This is a genomic window from Niastella populi (assembly GCF_002078015.1).
Taxonomy (GTDB): Bacteria; Bacteroidota; Bacteroidia; order Chitinophagales; family Chitinophagaceae; genus Niastella; species Niastella populi.
In genome coordinates this window covers 130,991-157,940 of record NZ_LWBP01000254.1, presented here as the reverse complement: position 1 = coordinate 157,940, position 26,950 = coordinate 130,991, and the positions used below count along the sequence as shown (strand labels likewise).

Annotated in this window: 20 protein-coding genes; 9 read left to right on the top strand and 11 right to left on the bottom strand. The window is 44.4% G+C overall.

Annotation, left to right across the window (positions count from 1 at the left end; genetic code table 11):
• Positions 1-15: 15 nt before the first annotated feature.
• Complete coding sequence (locus A4R26_RS33460) at positions 16-3,138, bottom strand: SusC/RagA family TonB-linked outer membrane protein (RefSeq protein ID WP_081171418.1); 3,123 nt, start codon at positions 3,136-3,138, stop codon at positions 16-18.
• Between the two features lie 233 nt (positions 3,139-3,371).
• Positions 3,372-5,123, bottom strand: coding sequence for a cellulase family glycosylhydrolase (locus A4R26_RS33455; protein WP_081171416.1), 1,752 nt, complete (start codon positions 5,121-5,123; stop codon positions 3,372-3,374).
• 193 nt (positions 5,124-5,316) lie between these two features.
• Here A4R26_RS33455 and A4R26_RS33450 point away from each other — a divergent pair, with 193 nt between their 5' ends.
• Entirely contained in the window at positions 5,317-8,271 is a 2,955-nt protein-coding gene (locus A4R26_RS33450; protein WP_165760506.1) for a ligand-binding sensor domain-containing protein, read from the top strand.
• A 14-nt stretch (positions 8,272-8,285) separates the two neighbouring features.
• Positions 8,286-8,642: a glyoxalase superfamily protein gene (locus tag A4R26_RS33445; protein WP_081171412.1), complete on the top strand. Its 357-nt coding sequence runs from the start codon at positions 8,286-8,288 to the stop codon at positions 8,640-8,642.
• An 8-nt stretch (positions 8,643-8,650) separates the two neighbouring features.
• On the opposite strand, the gene A4R26_RS33440 is transcribed toward A4R26_RS33445, so the two are convergent.
• Positions 8,651-9,760, bottom strand: coding sequence for an alkene reductase (locus A4R26_RS33440; protein ID WP_081171410.1), 1,110 nt, complete (start codon positions 9,758-9,760; stop codon positions 8,651-8,653).
• 182 nt (positions 9,761-9,942) lie between these two features.
• On the bottom strand, positions 9,943-10,803 hold the full coding sequence (locus A4R26_RS33435) for an AraC family transcriptional regulator (protein WP_081171408.1): 861 nt from the start codon (positions 10,801-10,803) through the stop codon (positions 9,943-9,945).
• A 260-nt stretch (positions 10,804-11,063) separates the two neighbouring features.
• On the opposite strand from A4R26_RS33435, the gene A4R26_RS33425 reads away from it, so the two are divergent.
• A complete protein-coding gene (locus A4R26_RS33425; RefSeq protein WP_081171404.1) occupies positions 11,064-11,795 on the top strand; it encodes a protein phosphatase 2C domain-containing protein in 732 nt (243 codons plus the stop codon).
• Positions 11,796-11,816: 21 nt separating this feature from the next.
• On the top strand, positions 11,817-12,335 hold the full coding sequence (locus tag A4R26_RS33420; protein WP_081171402.1) for an exonuclease: 519 nt from the start codon (positions 11,817-11,819) through the stop codon (positions 12,333-12,335).
• 85 nt (positions 12,336-12,420) lie between these two features.
• On the opposite strand, the gene A4R26_RS33415 is transcribed toward A4R26_RS33420, so the two are convergent.
• From A4R26_RS33415 to A4R26_RS33395, 5 genes are all read right to left on the bottom strand, one after another.
• Positions 12,421-12,936 carry a hypothetical protein gene (locus tag A4R26_RS33415; protein WP_081171400.1) on the bottom strand — a complete coding sequence of 172 codons (516 nt, stop codon included), beginning with the start codon at positions 12,934-12,936 and terminating at the stop codon, positions 12,421-12,423.
• Between the two features lie 10 nt (positions 12,937-12,946).
• Complete coding sequence (locus tag A4R26_RS33410; protein WP_081171398.1) at positions 12,947-13,294, bottom strand: VOC family protein; 348 nt, start codon at positions 13,292-13,294, stop codon at positions 12,947-12,949.
• Between the two features lie 20 nt (positions 13,295-13,314).
• Positions 13,315-14,325: a nucleotidyl transferase AbiEii/AbiGii toxin family protein gene (locus A4R26_RS33405; protein ID WP_165760505.1), complete on the bottom strand. Its 1,011-nt coding sequence runs from the start codon at positions 14,323-14,325 to the stop codon at positions 13,315-13,317.
• On the bottom strand, positions 14,300-14,941 hold the full coding sequence (locus A4R26_RS33400) for a DUF6088 family protein (protein WP_081171394.1): 642 nt from the start codon (positions 14,939-14,941) through the stop codon (positions 14,300-14,302). The genes A4R26_RS33405 and A4R26_RS33400 overlap by 26 nt, the downstream gene beginning before the upstream one ends.
• Before the next feature lie 333 nt (positions 14,942-15,274).
• Positions 15,275-16,363, bottom strand: a complete 1,089-nt coding sequence (locus tag A4R26_RS33395; protein WP_081171392.1) for a pectate lyase family protein — start codon at positions 16,361-16,363, stop codon at positions 15,275-15,277.
• 111 nt (positions 16,364-16,474) lie between these two features.
• Between A4R26_RS33395 and A4R26_RS33390 the strand changes: the two genes are divergently transcribed.
• The 5 genes from A4R26_RS33390 (at position 16,475) to A4R26_RS33370 (ending at position 23,837) form a co-directional block, all read left to right on the top strand.
• The gene (locus A4R26_RS33390; RefSeq protein WP_081171390.1) at positions 16,475-16,837 is read left to right on the top strand and encodes a hypothetical protein; all 363 of its coding nucleotides are present in this window, start codon (positions 16,475-16,477) and stop codon (positions 16,835-16,837) included.
• 110 nt (positions 16,838-16,947) lie between these two features.
• A complete protein-coding gene (locus tag A4R26_RS33385; protein ID WP_081171388.1) occupies positions 16,948-17,712 on the top strand; it encodes a patatin-like phospholipase family protein in 765 nt (254 codons plus the stop codon).
• Between the two features lie 325 nt (positions 17,713-18,037).
• Positions 18,038-19,177 carry an FIST signal transduction protein gene (locus tag A4R26_RS33380; RefSeq protein ID WP_081171386.1) on the top strand — a complete coding sequence of 380 codons (1,140 nt, stop codon included), beginning with the start codon at positions 18,038-18,040 and terminating at the stop codon, positions 19,175-19,177.
• Between the two features lie 7 nt (positions 19,178-19,184).
• Entirely contained in the window at positions 19,185-22,238 is a 3,054-nt protein-coding gene (locus A4R26_RS33375; protein ID WP_081171384.1) for a PAS domain-containing hybrid sensor histidine kinase/response regulator, read from the top strand.
• A gap of 279 nt (positions 22,239-22,517) precedes the next feature.
• Complete coding sequence (locus A4R26_RS33370; RefSeq protein ID WP_081171382.1) at positions 22,518-23,837, top strand: NAD(P)/FAD-dependent oxidoreductase; 1,320 nt, start codon at positions 22,518-22,520, stop codon at positions 23,835-23,837.
• Between the two features lie 183 nt (positions 23,838-24,020).
• Here A4R26_RS33370 and A4R26_RS33365 read toward each other — a convergent pair whose 3' ends face one another.
• On the bottom strand, positions 24,021-24,524 hold the full coding sequence (locus tag A4R26_RS33365; RefSeq protein WP_081171380.1) for an RDD family protein: 504 nt from the start codon (positions 24,522-24,524) through the stop codon (positions 24,021-24,023).
• Positions 24,525-24,675: 151 nt separating this feature from the next.
• Positions 24,676-26,841 (bottom strand): S46 family peptidase, encoded by a 2,166-nt coding sequence (locus tag A4R26_RS33360; protein ID WP_081171378.1) that lies wholly within the window; start codon positions 26,839-26,841, stop codon positions 24,676-24,678.
• Positions 26,842-26,950: the final 109 nt, after the last annotated feature.

Below are 26,950 nucleotides of genomic sequence, written 5' to 3'. Positions count from 1 at the left end.
TTAGTGGGTGAAAAATTAGAATTGCAACTGAATACCACCGATAAATGAGCGCGCCTGCGGATAAACACCTCTGTCAACGCCAAATACAGCGCCGCCGATCTCAGGATCGTAACCTGTGTAACCGGTGATGGTAAACAGGTTTTCTGAGGTAATATAAACACGCAGCCTGCTGGCTTTTATCTTACTTGTAAGGCTTTGTGGTAAAGTATAACCTAATTGTATCAGTTTAAGTCTTGCAAAGTCACCTTTCTCCAAATAGAAATCCGACATGCGGGTAAAGTTACCATTGGGGTCAGCCGTTGAAAGACGCGGGTAAGCGTTGGTGGTGCCTTCACCCGTCCAGCGGCCCAGCACATCCGTTTGATAGTTGGCGTTACCTATATCAAGCCGGCGCAATCCCTGGAAGATCTTGCTGCCTGCAATACCCTGCATAAACACCATCAGGTCGAAATCCTTGTAATTGGCATTCAGCGTTAAACCGTATGTGTATTTCGGAAGGCTGTTGCCAAGGAAGGTTTTATCGAGATTATCATTGGTGATCTGTCCGTCGCCATTGATATCTACCCAACGGAAATCGCCCGGTTTAGCGTTTGGTTGTAAACGATCGCCGTTCTTGTTCTTATAGGCATCGATCTCGGCCTGGTTCTGGAAAATACCAGCGGTTTGGAAACCAAAGAAGGTATTGTAAGACTGACCTTTCTGAATACGGGTAATTGGTCCCATGGTTTGAAAGCTGGCATCGCCCGTAATGAAATCAGCATCCTGTGCTACGTAAGTAACTTCATTTTTCAGGTAGGAGAAGTTGGCATTAACACCGAGGTTAAGATCACCGATGCTTGTGCGGTAACCCAGTTCAACTTCTATACCTCTGTTATCCATATCGGCAATATTGTCAACCGGTGCAACAGGTACCCCCACATAACCGGGAATGGTAACCGGGCGCAGGATGCCGGTTGTACGCTTCAGGAAGTAATCAAAGCTCAGCGTAATTGATTTCAGGATCTGCGCTTCCAAACCGATATTGGTTTGGGAAGTTTCTTCCCAGTGTAAATTCTGGTTATCAAGCGATTCTGGTCCGTAACCGGTTGTAATATTATCACCGGTACCGATGGTATAGTTGAAACCGCCCACTACGGTTGCCAGGTAACCCCAGTTCCTGATGGCATCGTTACCTACCACACCGTACCCACCGCGTATTTTCAGGCGGTCAACAACTTTGTTGTACATCCAGAATGCTTCATTCGACACATTCCAGCCCATAGAGAAAGAGGGGAATACACCAAACTTGTTGGCCATCCCAAATCTCGTTGAACCGTCCCTTCTGATGATACCGGTGAACAGGTATCTTTCATCATAGTTATAATTCACCCGCGAAAACAACGATGACAACTTATGCTGAGCGAGGTCAGAAGAAGTTGAGTTCCTGTTTGCCTGGGGAATATCGAAGTTAAAAGACGCATCTTTATAACTGGTTACAGGCAAATTGAACAAGGTTACCGAAGAACCGCCACCGATATTTTCAACATAAGCACCCTGACCCAGTAACACCGTCAAATTGTGTTTATCGAAACTATTGGTATACGTAACCGTATTTTCAATATTCCAGTTGAAGCTGTTGTTGTTGCTTTTGTTGTAATTGTTTTGTGAAGTTTTTACAGTGGCGCTCAGGTAATAGAAAGGCGTGAACCCTGTATTGCCCCAGTAAGCCAGCTTACCACCCACTGTCGACCGCACTTTAAAATGTTTACCAAGCGCTGCTTCGAGGTAAGCATTACCTACGAAATCATCGCTCCAGCCATACTGGCCGAGGCGGGTTTGAATATAAGCAATGGGGTTGCTCATTTCCTGTCCCACATATGATGAAATACCGTAGGGATTTCCGTTTTGATCTCTTATAACGGGGTTGTTTGAATAGGGGTTGGCGTTAGCAATGGCCGGATCGGTAACTACCAAAGGCGTAACGGGGTCGAGGTTGATAGCAGAAGCCAGTGGACCGCCGTATTCGCTGTTCGTATTTCCAATACCCACGGTTTTCTGACGTGAATACCCTATGTTCTCTCCAAATGTGAAGATCTTCGCAAACTTATGCGTTGAGTTGATACGGATGTTTTTGCGGGTATAATTTGAGATCGGACCGGCTACGATACCTTCCTGGTCCTGGTAACCGAACGACATATAAAATGTAGAACGTTCGCTACCACCGCTTACACTCAGTTCATGTGAGAAACGGCCGGCGTTGTCATTAAATAATGCATCCTGCCAGTCGGTACCTACCCCCAATGAGTTGGGGTTGGCAAAAACATTGGCGCCACCGCCATTCACCGATTTTTCGTTCATAATAGTGGCATACTGGGTGGCATTCAGCAGATCGAGCTTTTTGTTTGCACGCGACAAACCATAGAAGCCATTGTAGTTTACCGTTAGCTGCCCGTTCTTACCTTTCTTGGTTGTTACCAGAATTACACCGGTAGCGGCGCGGGTACCATAAATAGCGGCAGAAGCGGCATCTTTCAATACTTCAATCGATTCAATGTCGCTTTGGTTCAGGTAACCGATGCCGCCCTGGTCGATCACCACACCGTCAACTACCCATAATGGATTATTACCGCCGTCGCCGAACGTGGTAATACCGCGCACCCTGATGGTTGAGGCAGAACCTGGCTGACCGTTGTTTTGCGCAATGGTTACACCAGATACCCTTCCCTGCAGGGCCTGTTCAATACGGTTACTGGGCACATTCTCGAGGTCCCTGGCTTTTACACTCGAAATAGCGCCTGTAACTACTTTTTTACTTTGGGTGCCATACCCTATTACCACAACCTCGTCGAGGCCCGTCGTCCCAACATCTTCCAGTTGTATATTCAATTCTCCGCTTTCGGGAATAGCTACTTCTTTGTTGGCCATACCAACATAAGAAACAACAAGAAGTACTTTTCGATTGGGAATAGTAAGAGAGAAACTACCGCTGGCATCAGTTGTTGTAGCAGTGCTGGTGCCTTTAATGGCTACCGTTGCACCCGTAAGCGGTTCGCCGGTTTTGGCGTTTACCTTACCGGTTACAACAATATCCTGTGCCAGTACAGGTAAATAGAGAGCCTGAAATACCAGCACCACGAGGACAATTCGCAGAATTTTCATACGCAAGTCAGTTGTTAGTGAATAATTCAAATCAAAATCTAAAATAGAATGTTGATGAACCCCTGCCTAAAAAGGCGCCCCATCAATACCCTATCAAACACTACTACCTGGGCCATAACAGTGCATTTTATACCCCTCTTTACCACATCATAACTGGCTGCCCGGGTTTAATTACATGTGCCACACTTTGAAAGTATGGCACATGTAAAACTCTCATTGTATAATAGCGTGTATTATTCGGCGGCAGTAAATTGTAAAGAACGAAGGCTCATTTCACCTGAATCGATATAAATGCGAAGCGTATTCGCGCCCTTTTTCAATTCCACATCTTTTATTTCCACCGCCCGCCAGTCATTTGCCCTTGGTACCGCTATTTTTTTAGTATTGTTATTATTCACATATAAAGAAAGCTTTCCGTTTGCATGTGCGGTATTGTAGTGCACCTTCACTTTGTAATGTCCCCCCTTCACCACATCAAGAGTGTATTGCAGCCATTCGCCCGCTGCAGTATGATTTACAATATAACTACCGGCTATTGCAGGGTCGGCTGCAATATCAACCCCATCATTGCGATATACCCGGCCCCGGTTACCGCCGCGTTTGCCATTCGAGATATGATAATCGGCCGTATCGGTGTCGAGGTACGCCGCGCCGTTCCTGCCCAAATCATAATCAACCGCTTTTATTTCAACACCGCTTTTAATTATATGTGTTTTGAAAGGGATGGCGGTTTGTGACCAGGGTTGTCTGAAAAGCGCATCCAGCACATCGCGTTTAATAATGGTATTCTCCAACCGGGTAGCAGCTGCCAGCTGCATCAGGCCATTGTACGCTTCTGCTTTGGAAGGCCTCGACCCTTTGCCCGACCAGTAGGCAAGCACTTTTTCATAATCCTTATTCGACTTTATTTGCATAGGATTATTATTGCCCAATTTTTTCAATGGCCACCAGGCCCAGCCTATGTTGTTGGCTTCAAGCAGCCTTACGGCTTCGGTAAACCACACATTTGAATTTTCGCCGGTTTCGCCCAGCCATACCGGTACATTGTATTTATCCCGGGTATCGAGTATATGCTGAATAGCTTCTGTGGTATTGAAATTCCAGTATTTGTGAAAGCTGAGCACCATGTTGTTATCCCAGGGTGGCAATATGCCGTTATAATTATTACCCCAGCCGTTGCCTTCAATGATAATGATGTGGCGCGGATCAACTTCGCGAATGGCTTTTGTAATATCAACCATCAATTGCTTAAGCGGCTCGTTGCCCTTTTCGTTCAACCCGTTTTTATCGTTTGCCAGATCGGCAAAACCCCAGTTGGGTTCATTCAGAATGTCGTAACCACCGATAAAAGGTTCGTTGGCATATCTTTCGGCCAGCTTTTTCCAAAGGGCGATCGTTTTTTGGCGGTTGGCTTCGCTTTCCCACAGGGATGGTTTGGCGGGGTCGCGGTCAGAAATGTTATTGTCGTTGCCCTGGCCGCCGGGCGCAGCGTGCAGGTCGAGGATCAGGTACATGTTATTGGCTTTGCACCAGGCCAGCAGGCTGTCGGTCATTTGAAAACCCTTTTCCAGCCAGGTTTGCTTTCCCGGTTCCGGCTCTTTTTCTGCGGGCAGTGTATATAAATTATAGTGCATAGGAAGGCGAACGGAGTTGAACCCCCATGCTTTCATGGAATCGATATCTACCCGGCGGGTATGGTTTTCAAGCCACATATTATAAAATGTGCGGGTGCTGTCTTCGCCTATCAGTTCCGCCATTTTTGCCCTGATGCGGTGCTGCATACCCAGGCCGCCAAGCTGCAGCATATAACCTTCCTGCAACATCCAGCCGCCGAGGCCTATGCCGCGGAGCAATACGTTCCGGCCATTTTCATCAACTATCTGTTTATTGCTGACCTTCAAAAAACCCTGGGCCCGGGTTTCAGCATGAAGCAAAAGAATAAGAAGCAGGAGGAAAAGCAAATTCGTTAGTCTGTTATGTATCATCGGGCATTTGTTTGGGTAATTAAAATTAGAACTCTACCATAAAAATTTCCGTTTTGGCACCCCATCATTACCACATCAAAAAGAGCATAAACTGTTAAAAAACAGTGTATTTACCCTATTAACACCATATCTGCCCCATTATTTATATTAATCAATTCCCTAACTTAGTATCCTATCGCCCTCAATGCCTGTCATGATGAGAAAATTATTGCTTACCATATTAAGCCTAAGTGTGCTCAATGGGTTTACCCAAAACACCATTGCGCTGCCCGGGATCATCAATTATCCCAAACAGATCTATAATGCCGGCACCCAAAACTGGAAGATCGTGCAGGATAAAAAAGGGATCATCTATGCGGCCAACGATGAAGGCCTGCTCAGTTTCGACGGAAGTTTCTGGAAAAAATATACGTTACCCGGCGGCACGGGGGTGCGTTCGGTTGCCATCGGCAACGACGGCCGCATTTACATCGGGTCGCAGGGTGAAATTGGTTTTTTTGAGCCGGGCAGGAACGGTAATCTGCAGTACCGGTCGCTGAACGATCTGATTCCCGAAAGCGATAAGGACTTTACCGATATCTGGGATGTGGTGCCGGTAGGAAATGAAGTTTTCTTCCGCGCCTTTCGCAAAATCTTCCAGCTGGAGAATGACAGGATCACGGTCTTTGGCAATCCCGCCTGGAGCTTTTTAGGGTTACACCATAATAAACTCATCAGCAAAGCCTGGCAAAAAGGCCTGCTGCAGTTTCAAAACGGAACCTGGGCGCCCTTCTCCCAACCCGATTATTTTCCCGAAAAAGCCGAGATAACGGCCATTGTACCACTTACCGGCGACAGTTCGCTGCTACTCACCAAACATCATGGGTCATATATTCTGAAAGGAGAAGAGATCATCCCGTTCAATACGCCCGATTTGCGGCTGATCAATGAAAAGAACCCCTACAGCGCCGCGGTGATCGATAAAAACCAGATCGCCATCATTACCAACCTGGCAGGTTGTTTTGTGATCAACGATAAAGGAGAGCTGATCCAACGGCTTTCGAAACAGGACGGTTTACAGAGTAATAATATCCTCAGCGTGTTTATCGATCGCAAAAAGAACATCTGGCTGGGGCTTGATAATGGAATCGATTTCATCGCCTATAACAATGCCATCAAACATATTTATCCCGATTACCAGGAGCATAGCGCGGGTAAAGCAGCCATTATTTATAAAGACCATTTATACATAGGTACATCGAATGGGGTGTACCAGGCCGGCATTTCTTCCCAGCCCGACCTGGGTTTGATCAAAAGTAAGTTTGAATTGATAAAGGGTCCCAAGGGACAGGTTTGGAACCTGTCGGAACTGAACGGACAACTCGTTATGGGTCATAACGATGGGTTCTTCGTTATTGAGAACGGCGCCACCAAAATGATCGACAGCAGTTCAGGTTTCTGGACCTTTCAACCTTTAAGCAATGTGGCGCCCTCGTCGGTTGTGCTTGCAGGAACGTACAATGGATTGAACTTTTATAACTTTCAGAACGGCCGCTTTACCAATCCCGAAATACACGCCCATTTTGAATCGGCACGTTTTGTGGCGATCGACAACAACATTGCATGGGCGGCTCACCCATACAAAGGCTTGTATAAAATAACGATGAACGGGGGCGTTACACCCACCAAGGAACCTTATAAAGACACAAAGGGAATTCTTTCACATAACAACAATCACATTTTTAAAGTAAAGAGCCGGGTCATTCTCTCTAACGATAAAGGGATCTTCGAATACAATGCAAAAACCGGCGATTTTGAACCTTCGCGGTTTTTACGTGATATGCTGCCTAAAGTGCCCATCAGGTATATGAAAGAAGACTGGAACGGAAATATCTGGTTTGTGCACGACCGGCATTTAGGCGTTGTTGATTTAAGCACCAAACAACCCCGCATCATTTATTTTCCCGAGCTTAATGGCAAGATCACCGGCAATGGGCTTGAATATATTTATCCATATAACAACAGCAATATTTTCATTGCGGCCGAAGAAGGGTTTTACCTCCTGAACTATGATCTGTACAAGCAATTCAAAGAAGAGATACCCATACAGATAAGTGATGTGCGCATTGTAAACAAAAAAGACAGCACCATATTCGGCGGTTATTTCAATAAGGAAAGCGAACAGCAGCAGCTTATAAATGAAGAAGTACCGGAAATTAATTATGCGTGGAATTCCATTCACTTCGATTATTCTTCCCCGCTGTATGGCAAACAGTCGAGTATTGAATACGCTTATTTCCTGGAAGACTTCGACAATGGGTGGTCGGCCTGGACAAAGAAAAACGAGAAAGACTATACGTATTTGTCGCCCGGCACATACACTTTTAAAGTAAAGGCAAGAACCCATGAGGGGCAGGAATCGAAAGCAGCAGTGTACCGCTTTACTATTCTGGCGCCCTGGTACCGTACATCGTGGGCCTACTCGGTATATATTTTACTTGGAATGCTGGCCATTTACACTATTTACAAATGGCAAAAAAAGAAATTCATTCTGCAACAACACCTGCACGATGAAGAACGAAAGCGCATGGAATACCTGCATCAGTTGGAAATAGAGAAGCACCAGGAAGAGCAAAAGCAATTGATGTATCTGCACCAGCTTGAGCTCGAAAGAAATGAAAAAGAGATCATCCGTTTACAGAATGAAAAGCTGCAATCGGAGATACAGGTAAAAAACACCGAACTTGCTTCAACCACCTTCAACCTGGTGCAAAAAGGCGAAATGCTGATGAAGGTGAAAGAAGAGTTTGTACGCATGAAGAAATCAAGCGAAATTGATAAGGATACCGATGATTATAAAAAGATCCTGCGCATGCTGGGCGACGATAAAATGAAAAAGAACTGGGAACAGTTTGCCGTGCATTTCGATAAGGTGCACAGCAACTTCCTGGTGTCTTTAAAAAGTATTTACCCCAACCTTACCGCCAGCGATCTGAAGTTGTGCGCTTATTTACGGTTAAATTTAACCAGTAAGGAAATTGCGCAGATCATGAACATTACTATTAAAGGGGTTGAACTGGGGCGGCACCGGTTGAGAAAGAAACTAGGTATTCAACCCGATGTGAACCTGGTTAACTTCCTGTTGAATTTTCATTCGGAGATCAATTAGTAAAAATTGTTCCCATGATATTCGAAAAGTCAATTACCATTCTCTATTCTTCCAACCTGAAGAACAGCCTCGATTATTATGTAAATAAACTGGGATTTGAAGAACAATGGGAATGGAGAGATCCACCCCCATTTGGCGGCGTTGTAAAAAACGGCGTTGAGATCTTCTTTTGTGAAAACGGCCAGGGACAGCCGGGCACCTGGTTATGTATCGTTCTTGATAATGTTGATGCCTATTACGAACACATAAAAGAAAAAGGAGCAAAAATAATAATGCCGCCCACCAGCCGTGAATGGTACATGCGCGAAATGATGGTGGAAGACCCTGATGGGCATGTTATCCGCTTTGGTCACCGCATCGAGTGCGATTAAGCCTGCGCTTAATCCGTGCAGCACCACCGGCTATTCGTATAGATGGCGGGGTAATCGATATACCCGGCATCTCCACCCTGGTAAAACGTGTCGGGATCGGGAGTGGCCAGTCCGGCATTATGCCTGAAGCGTTCAACCAGGTCGGGGTTGGCAATAAAAGGTTTACCAAAAGCCGCCAGGTCGACCAGCTCTTGCTGTAAGATGGCTTCTGCGGAAGCAGCGGTAAAACCACCGGCCAGCATCAGCAGGTTATTAAAACGCGCCCGCACATCTTCAATAAACGCTATAGGAATTGATGATTTCCCATTACTCGCCAGGGCCGACAGGTGTATGTACAGAATATCGAGTTGTTGCAGTTTGTCGATAATATACTTATATGTTTTGGCTTCCTCATCATATGCCGGCAAGTCATTGATATGCGCAAAAGGCGATAATCGCACCCCGGTCTTTTCTTTACCGATAGCAGCCACCACGCCTTCCATGATCTCCAGTAAAAAGCGGCTTCTGTTTTCTATGCTGCCGCCGTATTCATCGGTGCGGCGATTGGTATACGGGTGTAAGAACTGTTCGGGCAGGAACCCATGGGCGCCGTGAATTTCTACCCCGTCGAAACCCACTTCAATGGCATTTAACGCAGCCCGTATGTGCGCCTGCACCAGTGCTTTGGCGCCGGAAGTGGTAAGCGCTTCGGGAACCGGAAAAGGCACATGCAGATCACCGGGAATGCGTATTACCCCATCGGCCTGTACTGCCGAAGGTGCTACGATCGGTTCATCGCCTTCGTAATTCAATGAATGACCAATACGGCCGGCATGCACCAGTTGAACAAAGATCTTTCCGCCCCGCGCATGAACGGCATTTACGACCTTCCTCCAGCCTTCCTTTTGCTTTTCATTATATATGCCGGGTGTATTCAAATAGCCGATACCATTGGCGGCAACGGCCGTATTATCGGTGATTATCAACCCGGCGCCGGCTCTCTGCGCAAAATACAGTTCGGTGGAAGTATTGGGTATACCGTTCTCTGCGCGACGGCGGCTCATGGGCGCCATTACAACCCGGTTGTTCAATGTGATACGATCGGTGACCAATGGCGACAATAACTTACTCAATTGCATGACTGACATTTATTTAATGTCAAAATTAGCAGTCATCGCCATGGCCGAACAGTGATAAAGAAAGGTTTGTTCTGTACAATTCGAGGTTGGCAGAAGCAGGGACAAAATGTTCAACACAGGTTTCCGGGAACAGTGGAAGTTTCGCTGGATCAAAGAAGAGCGTGGTTGCCGCATCAGGCACGTTATTTTGCGTTTTTGCGAAACGCTACCGGGCTTACGCCGCCGCTGTGTTTTCTGAACTGCCGGTTCAGATGGCTTTCATCTGAAAAACCCAATTCATCGGCAATCTGACTGATGGTGAGGGTGCTGTTGGTAAGGCGGTGTTGCACCAGTTGCATTTTATATTGGATAATATATTGCTGCAGGCTTTCACCGGTAAGTTTCCTGAAATATTCGCCCACATAATTGGCCGATAAATTAAAATGTCCGGCGAGGTGGCTGATGCGCAATTTTTCGGGGTGGCGAATGTTTTCATGAACGTACAGCAACATACGATTGATAAGCGGTTCCGGTTGAGATTCAGCCGCTACGGTCACTTTACTTTCGGCCACATTACGCGCCAGGATGTTCAACACCAGGGTAATAAAATGTTGCAGGTTCTCTTCATAGTAGGGTTGTTGCGCTTCAAATTCCTGCACCATATGGCCGATCAGGGTGGCGATCATCTGGCAATCGGTTTCCTGTTTTATTAGCACCCGTTCAAAACGGTTATGATGGTAGAAGATATGCTCCAGTTGGCGCAGCCATTGGGTAATGCGTTCACGTTCCTGGCCGTTCTTGCATTTGCTGAGGAAAACCTCTGAAAAGCGAATAGAGCAGAACCGCGTGGGTGAATTCATTTCAAAACCGCGGCAATCGAGCGGGGTGAATAAAAAAATGCTGCCTTTACTGTATGGATAACGGTTTTGGTTCACTTCCCGCACCCCATCACCTTCCAGTATCTGTACGATCTCGAAGAAATGATAGATCAGCGGCCGGGCATACCACAATTCCATATCGGCTACATACAACTCGAACGACCGTTGAAGCATTTTCTGTTTCATACAGTGCAAAATTACAGAAGAACTGCAAATCACTCCTTCACCAATTCGAGCTTCAATTTTACAATTTGATCAAGGACGATGATTGGAAACAGGAAAGAGAAGAACAGTAGTGCTTTGTGGTTAATGGCTACGAACTTTCGCATATATAAACGGTTCATAGAATAAGTTTCGGTTTCATTGAAAACAGGTAAAATCTGGTCAAAATAGCCGGAGCCATTGCAGAACATTCAGATTTTATTATTTTTGCTGCGTATTCCTGAATGAGAATCTATACTACGCTACAAATCGGTGCGCTTCACACCAACCATTGCGAAGATTATTTTATCACGGCAGAAATTGGGAAAAACAGGCTCCTGTGTGCTGTAATGGACGGCTGCACAATGGGGGCCGACAGCTACTTCGCGGCTACTTTAACAGGTAAATTGCTGAGAAAAATTTCCAAAGAGCACAGCTATAAAGAATTCTTGTCGAAAGAATCAGCCGGCTTAGAGCAGACTCTGGAAAAAATAACAAGGCAGTTATTTGAAGAATTGCGCTGTGCTAAAAATATCCTTCAGTTAGAAAGGGAAGAAGTGTTGAATACTTTATTGATCGGTGTTATTGATACAAACAACCGCTCAGGAGAATTCCTGTGCATAGGCGACGGTTTAATATGTATCAATAAGCATCTGTATGAATTTGAGCAAGACAACAAACCTGATTATTTGGGTTATCACCTGCATGAAGAATTCAATAGATGGTATGGCAGCCAGCATCAAAGGATTACTGCGCAGGATTTGCAAGACTTCAGTCTGGTGACTGATGGAATATTTACCTTTAAAAAATTCGATAACAAAACCTATGCAGCCCCGGGCAATGTTATTGAATACCTGTTGTTTGATGAAGAAGGAAGCCATAACAGCAATATGCTGAACAGCAAACTGCTCGATATTCAAACCAACTGGGGATTAAAGCCGGGTGGCGACCTGGCAATTATCAGAACAATATTTTAGTTACATCTTAAACACAATTTTATGGCTTATATCATGGTTGATATAGAAAGTGATGGGCCTATACCGGGAGATTATTCCATGATCTGTTTTGGCGCCGTGCTGGTCGATGAACAGTTAAGTAAAACCTTTTATGGAAAATGTAAACCCATTTCAAATAAGTTTATTCCCGAAGCATTGGCCGTTTCGGGTTTCAGTCGCGAAGAAACGATGGCGTTTGATGATGCCGCAATCGTTATGAGATCATTTGCAGACTGGATAAAACAAGTGGCAAAAGACCGGCCCGTATTTATCAGCGATAATAATGGTTTCGACTGGATGTTTATCTGCTGGTATTTTCATCATTTCACAGGCTCAAATCCATTTGGATTTAGTTCACAAAATTTGGGCAGCCTGTACAAAGGGTTGGTAAAAGATACCTTCCAAAATTTCAAACATTTGCGCAAAACAGCGCACACACACAACCCGGTCGACGATGCCCGCGGAAATGCGGAAGCGTTACTGGCGTTGAAGCGGAATTATGGGCTGAAGATCAAGTTGTAAGGGCATTAAATGAGAGAAGATCGTTAAATGCTTTTCTCTCTATCCTTCAACCATTGTACCTGTTGATCGGTATCGGGTACAGCGTTTACTCCTCAGGTTTTATCACATATCTCCGTCCAATGATCCTGAACTTATCAGTGATATTCCAGAAAGCAAAACCTGGTTTACCGGTAGGTACGGGCCAGTAAATTACCTCCCCGTCTTTTTTCTTTAACCCGAATTCCGCCAGTTTCCCTTCGGTTTTTATATTCACAATTGTTCTGTTATCCATTTGTCCGGGCCCAAATGCTTTAAAGCCCCTGTTGCCATCGAAGTCTTTATAAAACAGGGAGGTGATACCTGAATTATCTATATGTATAAATCTTTCAGTAGTATTTAATATAAATTCATTTGTATTAAGAGACAACACGAGTACCGGAATTTCCTTTTTGTTGAACTCCACCCGGCTGATCAGTTGGTTTTGCTTTTCAAAATACAATTGATTAAAAATCGTGAACGGTTCCGATCCGTTGAATGAAGATCTTTCTGCTTTATGATACATTAGAAACCATCGCTCAATTTGCTCTGCTACCTGGTTTGGCGTTTTTGAAATTTTCTGCATTGTTGATCTGTTACAACTTATATAATTCTATTTTTCGTCCGTCGGGGTCTTTAATGATAGTCATAAAACCATAGTCGGTTTGCATGGGTTCCGACAAGAACACTGTTTCTTTTTCTTTCAACAATTTAACGATTGTTTCAAAGTTATTTACCGCAAATCCCAATCTTAAATTTATTTCGGCGTCGCTTTGTCCTTTTGCCAGGGGATAAATTTCAAGGACAGTGCTTCCAAGTGTAGCCGAATAGTGATAAGGAGATTTTCCATGTTTGTGATAATCGAAGATTAAGCCGAATAAGGAATAGAACGCTGCAAGCCTTTCCATGTCTGAGGTACGTACTACGAGAAGCCGGAGTTCCATGAGGGTGAGCTATTAATTAATCACATATTACTAATTTTTCTGAATTCACTCTGCAAAATTTTCAACTGATCAATTAATTCATCAAAAGGTAAATTTTCTCCATAAATCATTTGTTCCTGCATCCGTTCATAGTCTTGACGATATACATTGAGAAGATCATCAGGAGGAACAAACGATATAGTTGCGGGCCGCAGGCTTTCATAATCAAACCAGGAAATTCTATAATAGTATTTCCGATGATTTATTAAATATTCATACAGCCTGAGATCATTAAGGGCTTCCCTACTGAACGTAGTTTTCATAATATTTCCAAGGTCATATAAATGCCTGGACATCCTTTCCGACCTGATCTTAGACCTATCGGGTTTCCCGAATTCCTCATGAAGCAGGAATGCTTTCTCTAAAAAGGTCTTTCCTGGTGCAACAGCCTCTACATTAAATGGATTCTCGCCATAAAAAGAATTGGGATTAATTTCGTTTAGAAGAGAATGTATGGATATCGTTTTAAACGGAATAGAGAGTGACCTTACACTGACTTCAACCTTTACTTCATCTGATATATAGCTCCCAGGTGCATATAATGAGGGATATCTAATGTAAAGGGTTTGGGGATCGGTATCGGGAAATTTATTGGGTATAACTGCAGCGCTGATAATTATCATTCCTTCAGGCACCCCCAATGCCGAAATTTGTTTTTCAACTTCAGTCTTTAATTCCTTGCTTATGAAAGCACATCCTCTTCTTTTCAACCTTTCAACGGTAGTTTTTGAAGGATTCTCAATATAAGCCATCTCAAAAGCCTCCGGCGATAGGGCGATGTCAATGTCTTCTGAAAAACGAGCAATAATTTTCCAGCACTTACTTAAAGATGTGCCTCCTTTAAATACTATGTATCTGGAATATAAATTGCGAAATAACGCTTTTAAGGTAAGTGTAACCCACCAATCTTTTTCAATTGCCTTCGCACTTATACCACTTAATTGTTCTGCCTGATCAATGGAAGCTTTACGTTGTTCGCTTGTTAGTTTCAACCAACCTGTCATTTTCCTGCTTTCTCAAAAGTTTGAAAATGTAATCATTTACTTTAGCAGGGGCCAATGCAAGATCATGTTTTAGTTTTTTAGGATCTTCCTTCTTAAGAAGCTCATAAATTTTTAACTCCGTTTTTGCATCTACGTTTTCAGGCCCAATTTCTTCAAGCGCCTGGATAACCAGACTGCTGATCTTTCCAATTGTAGACAGCTTTCTTGGCGTAGTTGCTTTGAACCTGATCTGCATCTTTCCCAGCTTAAATAAGCGGGGATTCCCGTCTGTTATGTAAACAAGTTTGGTTGGAACCTGGTTAGTAAGACCTAACTGGTGAAGCGCATAAGCACCAGCGGGTTTCACCCGAATCTTTTCTTTTTTGGCAAGCATCTTTACAACATCTTCAGCACCTGGCCGAAGTTCACCTAATACCGGATCGATTTTAGGGATATAATAAATACCATGTGCCAATCGCTTCAACACACCTTCCTGAGTTAGCCTTGATAATGCTTTTTTAATAGCATCCTCCGTACCCTTTCCGCGGAAGTCAGTAGGGAATATTAATTCTCCTCCTTTTCTTCGCATAATTACATGCTCAATATGCGTATGCGTTTTTTGCATTGTCACAAATATATGAAAAAAGGTGACATTTGCAAACTTACAAAATCAAGATTTATGACAGTAATCAAATGATTTTCAACATAATAATAGTAACCAAACACAATGCTCCATGGAATTCGGGGGGAAATAAGAATTTACGTTTACTTTCCCCTCCGCTCCTTTACAAACCTCGCCACATCTACCAGCGGTACACATAGCAGTAATGCAGCTGCTCTTCTTACTATTGTCATGTTGGTTCTTTTTATAATTAAAAAAGCATAGTTGCATTCAGCCACTCAACTGTCCGCAACTACGCCTGTACGTAAATTTAAGCCAAAAGCTTTACTGTATAGATCAAATTTTTCCGATGCCTGCACCTGACATTACACCCGACTTCACCGCACTGGCCGCATCCAGTGAATATGAATATGGCGGCGTAAATGTGCAGGTGGAAGTGGTAGGCGCTGCGGTACCTGTGATCCCTGAAAATGTATTTCCAATTACCTGGTATTTACCCAGTGTAGAACCGCTGGCGATCACCGGGCTTTTCACTGTTTCAAATACATTATTCTCCACGCGTACACAGGCGCCCATACGGCTATCGATGCCGGATCCGCGGATCACATTATAATAGTTGTTATACACATGCGCCACACCACCACGGTTCAGCGGCAACCTCGATTGAATATTGCGGTAATAATTATGGTGGAAAGTCAATTTTCTATCCGAGATATCGGAATCCGATGAACCTATCAAATGGGTTTTGTGGTTATCATGGAAGTAATTCCACGACAGCGTTATGTACTGACTTGTATGTTTGATATCAATCAGTCCGTCGTACAGGTCTTTATTAGTTTGAACTGTTGGGTCGGTGTTGTATAGTTCACAATGATCTATCCACACATTGGAACTGCTGCCCTGAATGCCGATGCAATCGCCACCGTTTACGATGATCTGGGGAAGGCCTTCATCGCCATCGGGATCGTAAACAGCGGGGTCGCTACGATCGGTAATGGACGTGAGCGTGATCTTGATGTTCTGGATTATGATATTCCGTTTACTGGAGATATTTAACCCAATGCCATCGAGGAACCCTGCGGTGCCTACGCCCAGCAGGGTTTTGTTGGAATTTACATTGATGCTGCCACCCTTGGTGCCGTTATAGATCCTGCGGTCTACCCGAACGATGTAAGTGGTTGAGCTTTCGAGATAACTTTTCAGTTGCGCGTAGGTGGTAGCGGTAACTGTGCTACCGCCCTGTCCGCCCGTAGTGCCGCCGTTTTGGGTGGCAAAACCGGCTATTCCGAAAGGCGCTTCAGTGGTGGCGGTGCGGTCATCGGCGGGATCCTCCGAAACCGCCTCATCAGACCTGAGGGATTTTGAACAGGAAGCAATAGAAAAAACAATGGCAAGCACTGCCATACAAATGGATGTTTTCTTCATTTGGAAGCTGTTTGGTCGTTAATAATAGCAATCGTAAAACAATGGGGTGTACATGGCGGTTACCTGGTTTAAACGGCAATCAGGCGGGGTAAAAAGCGGGTACAAATTAAAATGGCTGCAGCGAAAATGGCCAGGCAATCGTTAGTAACCCAAAAAAGTCGTTTATGTAAGATAGTGATTGCTAAAAATCAAACAGTCATGGCCAGAGCCTTTTTCTGTGCAATCGTTCCCGACATCGTTTGCAGGGAGGAAGATCAGTATAAAATACAGGAGTCCTTATTTATTAATACTAAAGTACTGTTGGAAAGTATTTTTTATAGAACACGTTTACAAATGATGACGACGATCAGTATATGCACCCCCATGCCAGCCACAAGTGATTTTATCTATTTGATCAATACAAAAATTCATAAACTTATTTGTAGTTACCAGCAGATCATTTTCTACCCTGAATTACATATAGCAAAATGTTAAATGAAGCATAACGAAAAACAACAATCCCGAACTGTAAAATAATCAACCGCCCCTATTGCAATTAACGTCAAAAGCGCATACTTTGGGGCCGCAGTATAAATTCTCTACCAATGGCAAAAACAGGTATCGTACTAAGCGGTGGCGGCGTTCGCGGGTTCGCTCATTTGGGACTGTTACAGGTTCTGGAAGAACTTCAAATAGAAGTTCACGTCATATCCGGAGTAAGCGCCGGCGCTATTGTTGGCGCGTTGTACGCCGCCGGCCACTCGCCTCAAAAAATACGCGATCTCCTTAAAAAGAACTCCTATTTCGGCTGGTCGAGCTTTCTGCTGAATAAAGACGGACTCTTCTCCATGAAGGTGCTGAAAAAAGTTCTACAAACCCATATTCCCGAAGATTCTTTCGAAAGCCTTCAAAAAAAACTGTTCATTACCGCTACCGATTTTGCCGCCAATGAAGCCATTACCTTTTCCAAAGGCAGGCTCATTGAAACGGTTATTGCCTCCGCTTCGGTTCCGGCCATATTTGAACCGGTTAAGATCGACGAACATGTACTCGTTGATGGCGGACTGCTCAATAACTTTCCCGTTGAACCGATCGAAAAAAAATGCGATGTGCTCATCGGCTGTTATGTCAACAGTATTCCAAAAGGACTGGGCAATGGCAAACGCATCGGCAAAATGAACCTGATAGAAAAATGCTTTCACATGGCCATTGCTCCTACCGTTTATAGCAAAGTGCCCGCCCTGCAGGTTTTTGTTGAGCCCGACCTGCATGAGTTCGGGATGTTCGATGTAAACAAAGCCGACCTCATTTATGAAGCAGGCTACAAGGCGGCCATGAAGCATAAAAACAAACTATTAAGCATTCTATAATAAAAACCCTTACTAAATCGCCATTCCATTCCCGCACCAATGCTAAAACCCGCATTCCTGTTGACCTATATCAATAAACTCACGGTTACACAGTATATGTTTTCCCGGTAGCTTAATTCAGGATAACTTAGTAGAATAACAAAGATGTTGTTTTAAAAATTTAGACTAAATTATATAAGGGTTAACCAATATGCCCTGAATTTGTCTGTGAATAATCTCGTTCAGCCTGCGTTATCTTAGAAGGGCGTTTTTTAATCCCCCCACGTATACTAATCATTTAACCAATATAATCTAATGCATTATTTAACCTTTAAACGCTTTCCATATGCAAACATCATTGTTTACGTACAATGGGAATCAACTATATATCCAAAATGAAACCGGCATTGCCGATCTCACCAAAACACAGTTGGTACTGGGTTTTGGCGGCAAAGAAATTATCAGCACCCAACCAGTATACGAAGAACTGAAGACAAAATTCCCCAATGCGCATATCGTGTTATGCTCTACCGCCGGGGAAATCATCAATAACCGGGTCAACGACAATTCTGTGTCGGTAGCGGCCATAGAGCTGGAAAAAACTTCCATTCAACCGGTTTCTGTAAACATTCGCGATTTTGAGAACAGTTTTGAAGCCGGCAAGGCACTGATCAGGCTCATCAATTTTGTGAACCTGGCATACATTCTTGTTATTTCCGATGGCAGCAACGTAAATGGAAGTGAGCTGGTGCGTGGCATAAACGAACTGGTGAATGACCGGGTACCTGTTACGGGCGGCCTCGCCGGCGATGGCACCAATTTTCAATCTACCGTTGTAGGGCTTAATGAAAAACCTTCCGGCGGAAACATAGTAGCCATTCCGTTCTATGGCAAAAGCTTTGTGGTATCGCATGCTTCCATGGGTGGATGGGAAATTTTCGGCCCTGAACGCACCGTTACAAAATCTGATGCCAATCAGTTATTTGAAATCGAAGGCCAGAAAGCGCTTGACCTTTACAAAACCTATCTCGGCACTTACGCTGATGAATTACCCGGTTCAGCATTGCTGTTCCCCCTGGGTATTAAAATAAACGAAGACGATGCACCCATTGTGCGAACCATACTCTCCATTGACCAGGAAACCGGCAGCATGGTATTTGCAGGTGATATTCCTAACGGGTCAAAAGTAAGGTTCATGAAAGCCAATTTTGATAAGCTGGTTGATGCCGCCACAAACGCAGCGGGCCAGGCTTTTCAAAAATTGCCGGCGGCGCCCCAACTGGCATTACTGATCAGTTGTGTGGGCCGTAAGATCATTTTAGGTAAACGAACCGAAGAAGAAGTGGAAGCGGTTGCCGATACGTTTGGCAACAAAACCCTGTTGACAGGCTTTTACTCTTACGGCGAAATTTCACCTTTCAATGACAATTCAAAATGCGAATTACATAACCAAACAATGACCATTACCACCTTTGACGAGTTATAATTGCGATATGGGCTTTAATAAACTTCTTGAACGGCAAATTAAAAAATACCTTCCTGAAGATTACTATTTGCAGGAAAACCTTGCACGGTTCATTCAGGCAGTGCATGATTCCTATGAAGATTATGAACGGGACCGCAAACTGTTCAACCATGCATTTGCCTGCAGTGAAAATGAATATATACAGATCAACGAGAAGTTAAAAAAAGAAGCGGAACTGAAACATGCATCCATTCAGCAGTTAAAACAAACCATCAATAAATTCAAAGGGAACGAAAATATAAAATACAACGATACCGACGATCTCTCAGATATCATCAGTTACCTCGAACACGAACTACAGGAAAAAAAGAAAGCCGACGACCTGCTGCAGCAATCCGAAAAAAGGTTGCGCCTGGCGCTGTCGACCATCGATGATAACGTATGGGAATACCATTTTCCAACCCAAACGATGAACTTCGCAGTTAACGAGAAATCGATCCTCGAACTGAATAAAACGGTTTTTGAAGGAAAAGAAAATCTCGTATGGTGGCAAACGATCCTCGAGGAAGACCAGCACATTGCCATCGATACCTTCCGGCAGTACATGAGTGGTGAAATAACCAAACATTGTGTTGAATACCGCGTAAAGCTAAAGGACGGAAAAACCAAATGGATCCTCAACCGCGGCGGCGTTATCAGCAAATCAAAAACCGGAAAACCCATTACCATCATCGGCACCCTTACCGATATTCAAAATTACAAGAACATACAGGGCGAGTTAACCGCAACCGCCAACAGGTTATCGCACCTGCTTATTAACCTGCAAACCGGCGTACTGCTTGAAGATGAAAATGGCAAAGTGGTGCTTACCAATAAAAAGTTCACCGATTTCTTTGCTTACCCCGGCTCGCCGGAAACGCTGGTTGGTATTGAATGCACCGAACTGTACGAAAGTGCATCCTCCCTTTTTACACAACCTACCGAATTCTTAATAAAAACCGCCAGGCATTTAAAAGAAAAAAAACCCGTCAACAATGAAGAACTGAACATGGCAGACGGACGGGTGCTCGAAAGAAATTATATCCCCCTGTTCATTGATGACGTTTACCGTGGCCACTTATGGACGTATAACGACATTACCGAAAGAAAACACTCCGAGATCCAACTAAAAAAACAGGAGGAAAAATACCGCAGCATCATTGCCAATATGAACCTTGGACTTATAGAAGTTGACCTGCAGGAAAACATCAAATATGTGAACCAAAGCTTTTGCCTCATGAGCGGTTATGAAGAACATGAGCTTATTGGTAAAAATGCGGCCGACATGTTTGTGAAAGATGAATTCAAACGCGTTATCGAAGAAAAGAACAACTCGCGCCAACTAGGTCTTTCCGATGCTTACGAAATGAACGTAAAGACCAAAAACAGCGATGCCAACTGGTGGCTTGTTTGCGGCGCCCCGCTGTACAACGATAAACAACAACACATAGGCTCAATTGGCATTCACCTCGACATTACCCAGCAAAAAATACTGGAACGGCAACTGATGGAAGCCAAACAAATTGCCGAAAAATCGGTTCATGCCAAAGACCTGTTCCTGGCCAATATGAGCCATGAGATCAGAACGCCCATGAACGCCATTCTGGGCATGAGCAAACAATTACAAAAAACCACGCTCAATACACAACAAAAATCTTTCCTCGAGATCATCGGCACCGCAGCCGAAAACCTGCTGGTGATCATTAACGATATTCTCGACTTCTCAAAACTCGAAGCCGGCAAGGTTACCCTTGAAGAAATCGGTTTCAACATGCACGACCTGATAACCAACACCAGTCGCGTGTTAAAATTAAAAGCAGAAGAAAAAGGACTGGTCTTCGCCGTTTCAATTGCCCCCGAAGTAGCAAAGGTTTTAAAAGGCGATCCCTACCGTATTAACCAGGTATTGATGAACCTGCTCAGCAATTCGATCAAGTTCACTAAACGCGGCCGGGTAACCCTGCAATGTTTGCTAAATAATAACAATCCCAACTCCCAGGCATTGGAGATCGTCATAAGCGATACGGGTAAGGGTATGGATGAGGGATTTTTGAAAAACCTCTTCAACAAATTCAGCCAGGAAGATGAAAGCATTGCACGCAGTTATGGCGGAACCGGCCTGGGTATGAGCATCGTTAAGCAGTTGGTTGAACTGATGAATGGTACCATCACCGTAAATAGTAAAAAGGGCGAAGGCACAAAGGTTACCATAAGGTTGTCATTTGCCAAAGGCACCGAAAGCGACCTGCCTAAAAAAGACAACAGCCACGTGGAAGCGCACATCCTGGCCGATAAAAGAATTTTGCTGGTAGAAGACAATGAAATGAACCGCGTGGTGGCTGAAACCATATTGAAGCAATATGGCGCAACCATTTCCGAAGCGGTAAACGGGGTAGAAGCCGTTGATGCCATCCGGAACCACAATTTCGATATCGTATTGATGGATATTCAAATGCCGGTAATGGATGGCCTTGAAGCAACGCGTCATATCAGGAACGATCTGCACTCAACCATTCCCATCATTGCACTCACAGCTAACGCCGTTAAGGGTGAAATGGAAAAATGCATTCAGGCCGGTATGAACGATTATTTAAGTAAACCGTTCGAAGAAGAGGACCTCATACGGCTGATTGCAAAATGGCTCGGAAGGGAAGCGCATTTCGATCCGGCCAAAACGGTAAAAACAGCCGACACACCATTATACGATCTCAGCAAGCTGAAACAAATTACCCGTGGCGATGAAAAATTCATCGTTAAAATGCTACAGGTGTTCATCAATGAAACAAAGGCAGGCATCACCGGCCTGGAACAGGCTTTCGAAAAAAAGGATCTTAAACAGGTGAAGTTCCTGGCGCACCGCATGAAATCATCGCTCAGCAACCTGAATATTTCTTCCGCCGCCCGCATTGCGGGGAATATTGAAAATGCGCAATGGTCGGAAGAGGGATACCCCGTTTTGGAAAGCCAGATCCGGGAACTTAAAAAGGTCGTCGCAGTGGTGATACCATTGATAATGGCTGACTATTCTGAACTGCAATACTAACAGGCTGTTAGTCATTTTTAAATCCCCGCCGGTAGTTTTCTGACTACAGCCGGCTCTTATTCCCGCCCTGATAACTGGTTGAAAATGGGCATTCTGACAGGCCCTGGCATTCTTTTTTATGCTATTTCAGGAATAGTAACGAACTTTGCAACGTCTATCATTCTCCATCCCTGCTTTTAATATTACTTGCCATAACCTGAAAAGTTAGTTAGGCGATAGGCGTCCTTTATGCCATAAAGGAATGCATTTGTTCATTAATGTTAATAAGAAGAACGAGTTATGGAACAACCAGTAAAAAGAGTAGTTATTGTCGGTGGTGGATTTGCCGGCATTAACCTCATCAAAAAACTTTCAAAAGACAGTCGTTTCCACATCACCCTGGTAGACAAGAACAACTATCACTTTTTTCCACCGCTGCTATACCAGGTAGCCACCGCTTTTATTGAACCTTCGAACATCAGTTACCCGTTCCGCAGACTGTTCCAGGAAAAACACAACCTGCGTTTTCATATGGGTTCTCTCAAAAAAGTTAATCCCGACACAAATACTATTGAAACAGATACCGGTACCGTTAAATACGATTACCTGGTACTGGCCATGGGTACTGAAACCAATTACTTCGGTATGGAAAAGGTAAAAGAGAACTCGCTGCCCATGAAAACCATCGACGATGCCCTCAACCTGCGCAACCATTTGTTGTTGAACATGGAAGAGGCGGTTCATACCGACGATATGAAGGAAAAAGAAAAACACCTGAATATCGTTATCGCCGGCGGCGGCCCAACAGGGGTTGAATTAGCCGGCATGCTGGCTGAGCTCGGCCGTAATATTGCCCTGAAAGAATATCCCGAAATAAAAGACCTGCGTTCGCATCTTTATCTTATCGACGCCGGTAAGGTTTTGCTTGGCACCATGAGTGAAAAATCGCAACGGGAGGCCACACGGGTTTTGCAGAACCTGGGTGTAAAGATCATTACGAATACCGCCGTGAAAGATTATCGTGACGATACGGTATACCTTAGTGATGGAAGAACCATCCCAACCAACGTATTGATATGGGCTTCCGGTGTAACCGGCCGCGAAGTGCCCGGCCTGCCCGCAACCGCCATTACCCGCGGCAGAAGGATCATCGTCAATGAGTTCAATAAAGTGCAGGATACTGCAAACATTTACGCCCTTGGCGATATCAGTTATCAAACATCCGATAAGAACTTCCCCAACGGGCACCCGCAACTGGCGCAGGTAGCCATTCAACATGGCGACCACCTGGCTGCCAATCTTATAAAAGAGGCTGATAACAAACCCATGGAAGCTTTTTCGTATAATGATAAGGGCAGCATGGCCATCATTGCAAAATATAAAGCGGTGGTTGACCTGCCGAAGCTGTTCTTTAAAGGTTTTGGCGCCTGGTTCATCTGGCTGTTCATTCACATTATTCCGCTAATAGGTTTCCGCAATAAGGTTAAGCTGGCCTTTAGCTGGTTCTGGTCGTTTATGACCAACGACCCCACACTCCGGCTGATCATTCGTCCGCGTAAAGAAGATGTTATTGATGCGAAGCCGCATGGCGAGAAGGTTGTTGAAAAGTTGACTAGTTAACTAGTTGCAAGGATATAAAGGAAGAGGCCGTCTCCTATGTTTCAAAAACATGGAGGCGGCCTCTTTTTATTCTTGTTTTGCATATTGCTTCGCCTACCAATCTGCAGGCAGCCGAAAAAGGCGGATTCTTCCTGGTCTACTCGTCAACTAATCAACTCGTCAACTAGTTAACTCGTCAACTCCCTACCATGTCTTCTTCACCACCGCTGTTTTCGAAATGCTGTCGTGCCATGGCAAATAAGCCAGCAGCGCGCTAAACGGTTCAAATGGAATGAACCTGCACAATGTGCGTATTAACGCATGCCTGAAAGTAAACGGTTGCCCATCCTGTGTAATAGCGGTTGTGTCGGTCAGTATTTTACCAAGCGTTCTGCCGCGGGTAGCAGCTTCAAAAATGAGATAATAGAAAAAAGTTACAGAAAAGGAAAGCAAAAAATTACTTTTTATCGCCTCAATGTCGAGGTTGTTCAGGCGTTCCACATCTATCTTATGATAAAAAACATGGTCACCATAGTTGTCGCCCAGCAAATAATAGGCAACACCAAATGTTAACCCTTTTATAATTACCTGTATAGCTACCTGGTCTACCATGTAATTAATAAACCGGATGAATTTCGAAACCGGGTCGGCATATGCCAAGGACTCCCGTTCTTCCCGCAATATTTCCCTATCGTTCTGTTCCTGCATTATTCGTTAAGATTGAACTGCAAAATAAGTGAAAGAATTGCATACCGGAACAACCTGTTGCCGGCGCCGGTCTAAAATAACAATGCGTTAAAAACAAAGGGCGACCCGCCGGTTGACGGATCACCCCTTTTTTGCCTGTATGAATAGCTTATTATTGTTTTACCAGTTTCAGCTCTTTGATGAGGTTGGTAGCCCCACCCAGTTTGTCGATGCACCAAAGTACATACCGTACATCAACACAAATGGTACGGTTATACACCGGGTCGAATGAAATTTTGTGGCTCAACGCTTCGTAGTTGCCATCGAACGCCAGACCAATAAGGTTACCGTTGGCGTCGATCACCGGTGAACCGGAGTTACCGCCGGTAATATCGTTGGTAGTAATAAAGCCAATCACCAGATCGTTGCGTTGTTTATCGATGTACTGACCGAAATCTTTTTTCTTTGCCAGCTCGATCAGCTTTTCGGGCAGGTCGAACTCATAATCGCCGGGTTTGTACTTTTCCATGACACCTTTCATGGTGGTAACATAGTCGTACTTAACGGCATCGCGCGGAGCATAGCTTTTTACATTACCAAAGCTTACGCGCATGGTGAATGTAGCATCGGGATACATCTTCTTCGCTTTTACCGAATCCATTTGCATAATGCCTTTCAGGTACAAACAGCCGAACTCATTATTCTTTAAATTGAACTGCTGGTAACTCTGTAAAAACTTACCCTGCCAGTTCTTTAAGAATGCGCTGGCAACCGCATATGCCGGATCTGCCTGTAATACGGTGGCATCGGGATTATTGCTGAACGCATCCCATTTGGCATTATCCAGGATCATGGTATTGGCGAATATGCCGGCTGCATATTTTTTATAGGTAGCTTCATCGTTCAGGTCGCCATAACCTGCTTTTATCCCATCATAAAAACCAATAGGGTGTTGTGCTTTATCAATGTCTTTGTAATACATCTGTAACACAGCAGCAACAATTTGCTGATCAGAAGCTTTGTTCTCGTTCTTAAGTAATTCAGCCCTGTGATCTTTGGCTGCTTCGAGCGCTTTTTTGATATCAGCGGTGCTGCCTTTCTTTACAATGGCGTTCTCTACCTGTTGTAATGAGGCCGCAAAGGCTAACAGGGGTGATCCGAAAATACCTTCGTTGATGTATACGCGGTGTTTTGAGAACGGACGCCATTGATCATAAGCCGCGCCCCAGTCTTTGAAAATATTTTCAAACTCCGGTTTGCCATTGGCCCAGGACTGGAATTTTGCTTCGGTAGCTTTCTTCTGATCGTACACATTATATTTGATCAGTTGTTTACTTTCACCATCGAAGAACTTCCAGTAGTTAGCTATAGAGGCATAATCAGCGGCAAGTTGCAGTTTGATAGCGGGATCGTTCTTCATTTGATCGAACATGTATTTCAACCGCATTTCGCGCAGCTTCACCAGTGTTGGGTTATCGATATCAATTTTTTGTTTTATGCCGTATGAAGTTTCATAACGGTTGGTACTGCCGGGATAACCATAGATCATGGCATAATCGCCATCTTTAATTCCTTTTATAGAAACGGGAAGGAAATGTTTTGGCTTTAAAGGAACGTTCTCGGGAGAATAAGCAGCAGGTTTAGCATCCTTGCTCATGTATACGCGGAACACGGAGAAGTCGCCGGTATGGCGGGGCCACTCCCAGTTATCGGTATCGCCGCCATATTTACCAATGCTTTCCGGTGGTGCTCCTGCAAGGCGGATATCGGAATAACGTTTGTAAACAAACACCAGGTACTGGTTGCCTTTGAACAATGCGCTTACGCGGGCTATGGTGCTGGTTGCTTCATCGGAAAACCGTTTGTTGATGGCTGTTGTAACCGCTGTTACTTTGGCTACACGCTCCAGGCCGCTAAGGCCTTTGGCCGAGTCGAGCACTTCAGCGGTAACATCTTCAATTTTAGTGAGGAACTCGGCATATAATCCGGGAGAAGGAATTTCTTCCTGTTTGCTTTTGGCCCAGAAACCGTTCTTAAGATAGTTGTTCGTTACAGAGCTGGCAGTAGCTACGGCATCATAACCGCAGTGGTGGTTGGTAAAAATAAGTCCTTCGTTACTTACAATTTCACCGGTACAAAATCCACCGAAGATAATGATAGCGTCTTTGATAGAGGCCTTGTTCATGCTGTACAACTGTTCTTTGGTAAGCTTAACGCCGCGCTTCACCATATCGTTATACACCTGTTGTCCAAGCAATAGCGGCAGCCACATGCCTTCATCGGCAAAGCTGCGCACCATGGTAACGGCTAACACAACCGTTAAAAGAATTTTCTTCATATAATGATAGCTTTTGTGGCGGCAAACCTATTGAAAAATTTGGTTAAACGCACAGTTGGCAATGGTTTTCCCGCCCGAACGATGTGCTGCCAGCCGGGATTGAATTGTT

Bases quoted from the DNA above. Each gene is read 5' to 3' on its own strand.
- A4R26_RS33460 (WP_081171418.1), bottom strand. From the start codon at position 3,138: ATGAAAATTCTGCGAATTGTCCTCGTGGTGCTGGTATTTCAGGCTCTC.
- A4R26_RS33455 (WP_081171416.1), bottom strand. From the start codon at position 5,123: ATGATACATAACAGACTAACGAATTTGCTTTTCCTCCTGCTTCTTATT.
- A4R26_RS33450 (WP_165760506.1), top strand. From the start codon at position 5,317: ATGATGAGAAAATTATTGCTTACCATATTAAGCCTAAGTGTGCTCAAT.
- A4R26_RS33445 (WP_081171412.1), top strand. From the start codon at position 8,286: ATGATATTCGAAAAGTCAATTACCATTCTCTATTCTTCCAACCTGAAG.
- A4R26_RS33440 (WP_081171410.1), bottom strand. From the start codon at position 9,760: ATGCAATTGAGTAAGTTATTGTCGCCATTGGTCACCGATCGTATCACA.
- A4R26_RS33435 (WP_081171408.1), bottom strand. From the start codon at position 10,803: ATGAAACAGAAAATGCTTCAACGGTCGTTCGAGTTGTATGTAGCCGAT.
- A4R26_RS33425 (WP_081171404.1), top strand. From the start codon at position 11,064: ATGAGAATCTATACTACGCTACAAATCGGTGCGCTTCACACCAACCAT.
- A4R26_RS33420 (WP_081171402.1), top strand. From the start codon at position 11,817: ATGGCTTATATCATGGTTGATATAGAAAGTGATGGGCCTATACCGGGA.
- A4R26_RS33415 (WP_081171400.1), bottom strand. From the start codon at position 12,936: ATGCAGAAAATTTCAAAAACGCCAAACCAGGTAGCAGAGCAAATTGAG.
- A4R26_RS33410 (WP_081171398.1), bottom strand. From the start codon at position 13,294: ATGGAACTCCGGCTTCTCGTAGTACGTACCTCAGACATGGAAAGGCTT.
- A4R26_RS33400 (WP_081171394.1), bottom strand. From the start codon at position 14,941: ATGCAAAAAACGCATACGCATATTGAGCATGTAATTATGCGAAGAAAA.
- A4R26_RS33395 (WP_081171392.1), bottom strand. From the start codon at position 16,363: ATGAAGAAAACATCCATTTGTATGGCAGTGCTTGCCATTGTTTTTTCT.
- A4R26_RS33390 (WP_081171390.1), top strand. From the start codon at position 16,475: ATGGCTGCAGCGAAAATGGCCAGGCAATCGTTAGTAACCCAAAAAAGT.
- A4R26_RS33385 (WP_081171388.1), top strand. From the start codon at position 16,948: ATGGCAAAAACAGGTATCGTACTAAGCGGTGGCGGCGTTCGCGGGTTC.
- A4R26_RS33380 (WP_081171386.1), top strand. From the start codon at position 18,038: ATGCAAACATCATTGTTTACGTACAATGGGAATCAACTATATATCCAA.
- A4R26_RS33375 (WP_081171384.1), top strand. From the start codon at position 19,185: ATGGGCTTTAATAAACTTCTTGAACGGCAAATTAAAAAATACCTTCCT.
- A4R26_RS33370 (WP_081171382.1), top strand. From the start codon at position 22,518: ATGGAACAACCAGTAAAAAGAGTAGTTATTGTCGGTGGTGGATTTGCC.
- A4R26_RS33365 (WP_081171380.1), bottom strand. From the start codon at position 24,524: ATGCAGGAACAGAACGATAGGGAAATATTGCGGGAAGAACGGGAGTCC.
- A4R26_RS33360 (WP_081171378.1), bottom strand. From the start codon at position 26,841: ATGAAGAAAATTCTTTTAACGGTTGTGTTAGCCGTTACCATGGTGCGC.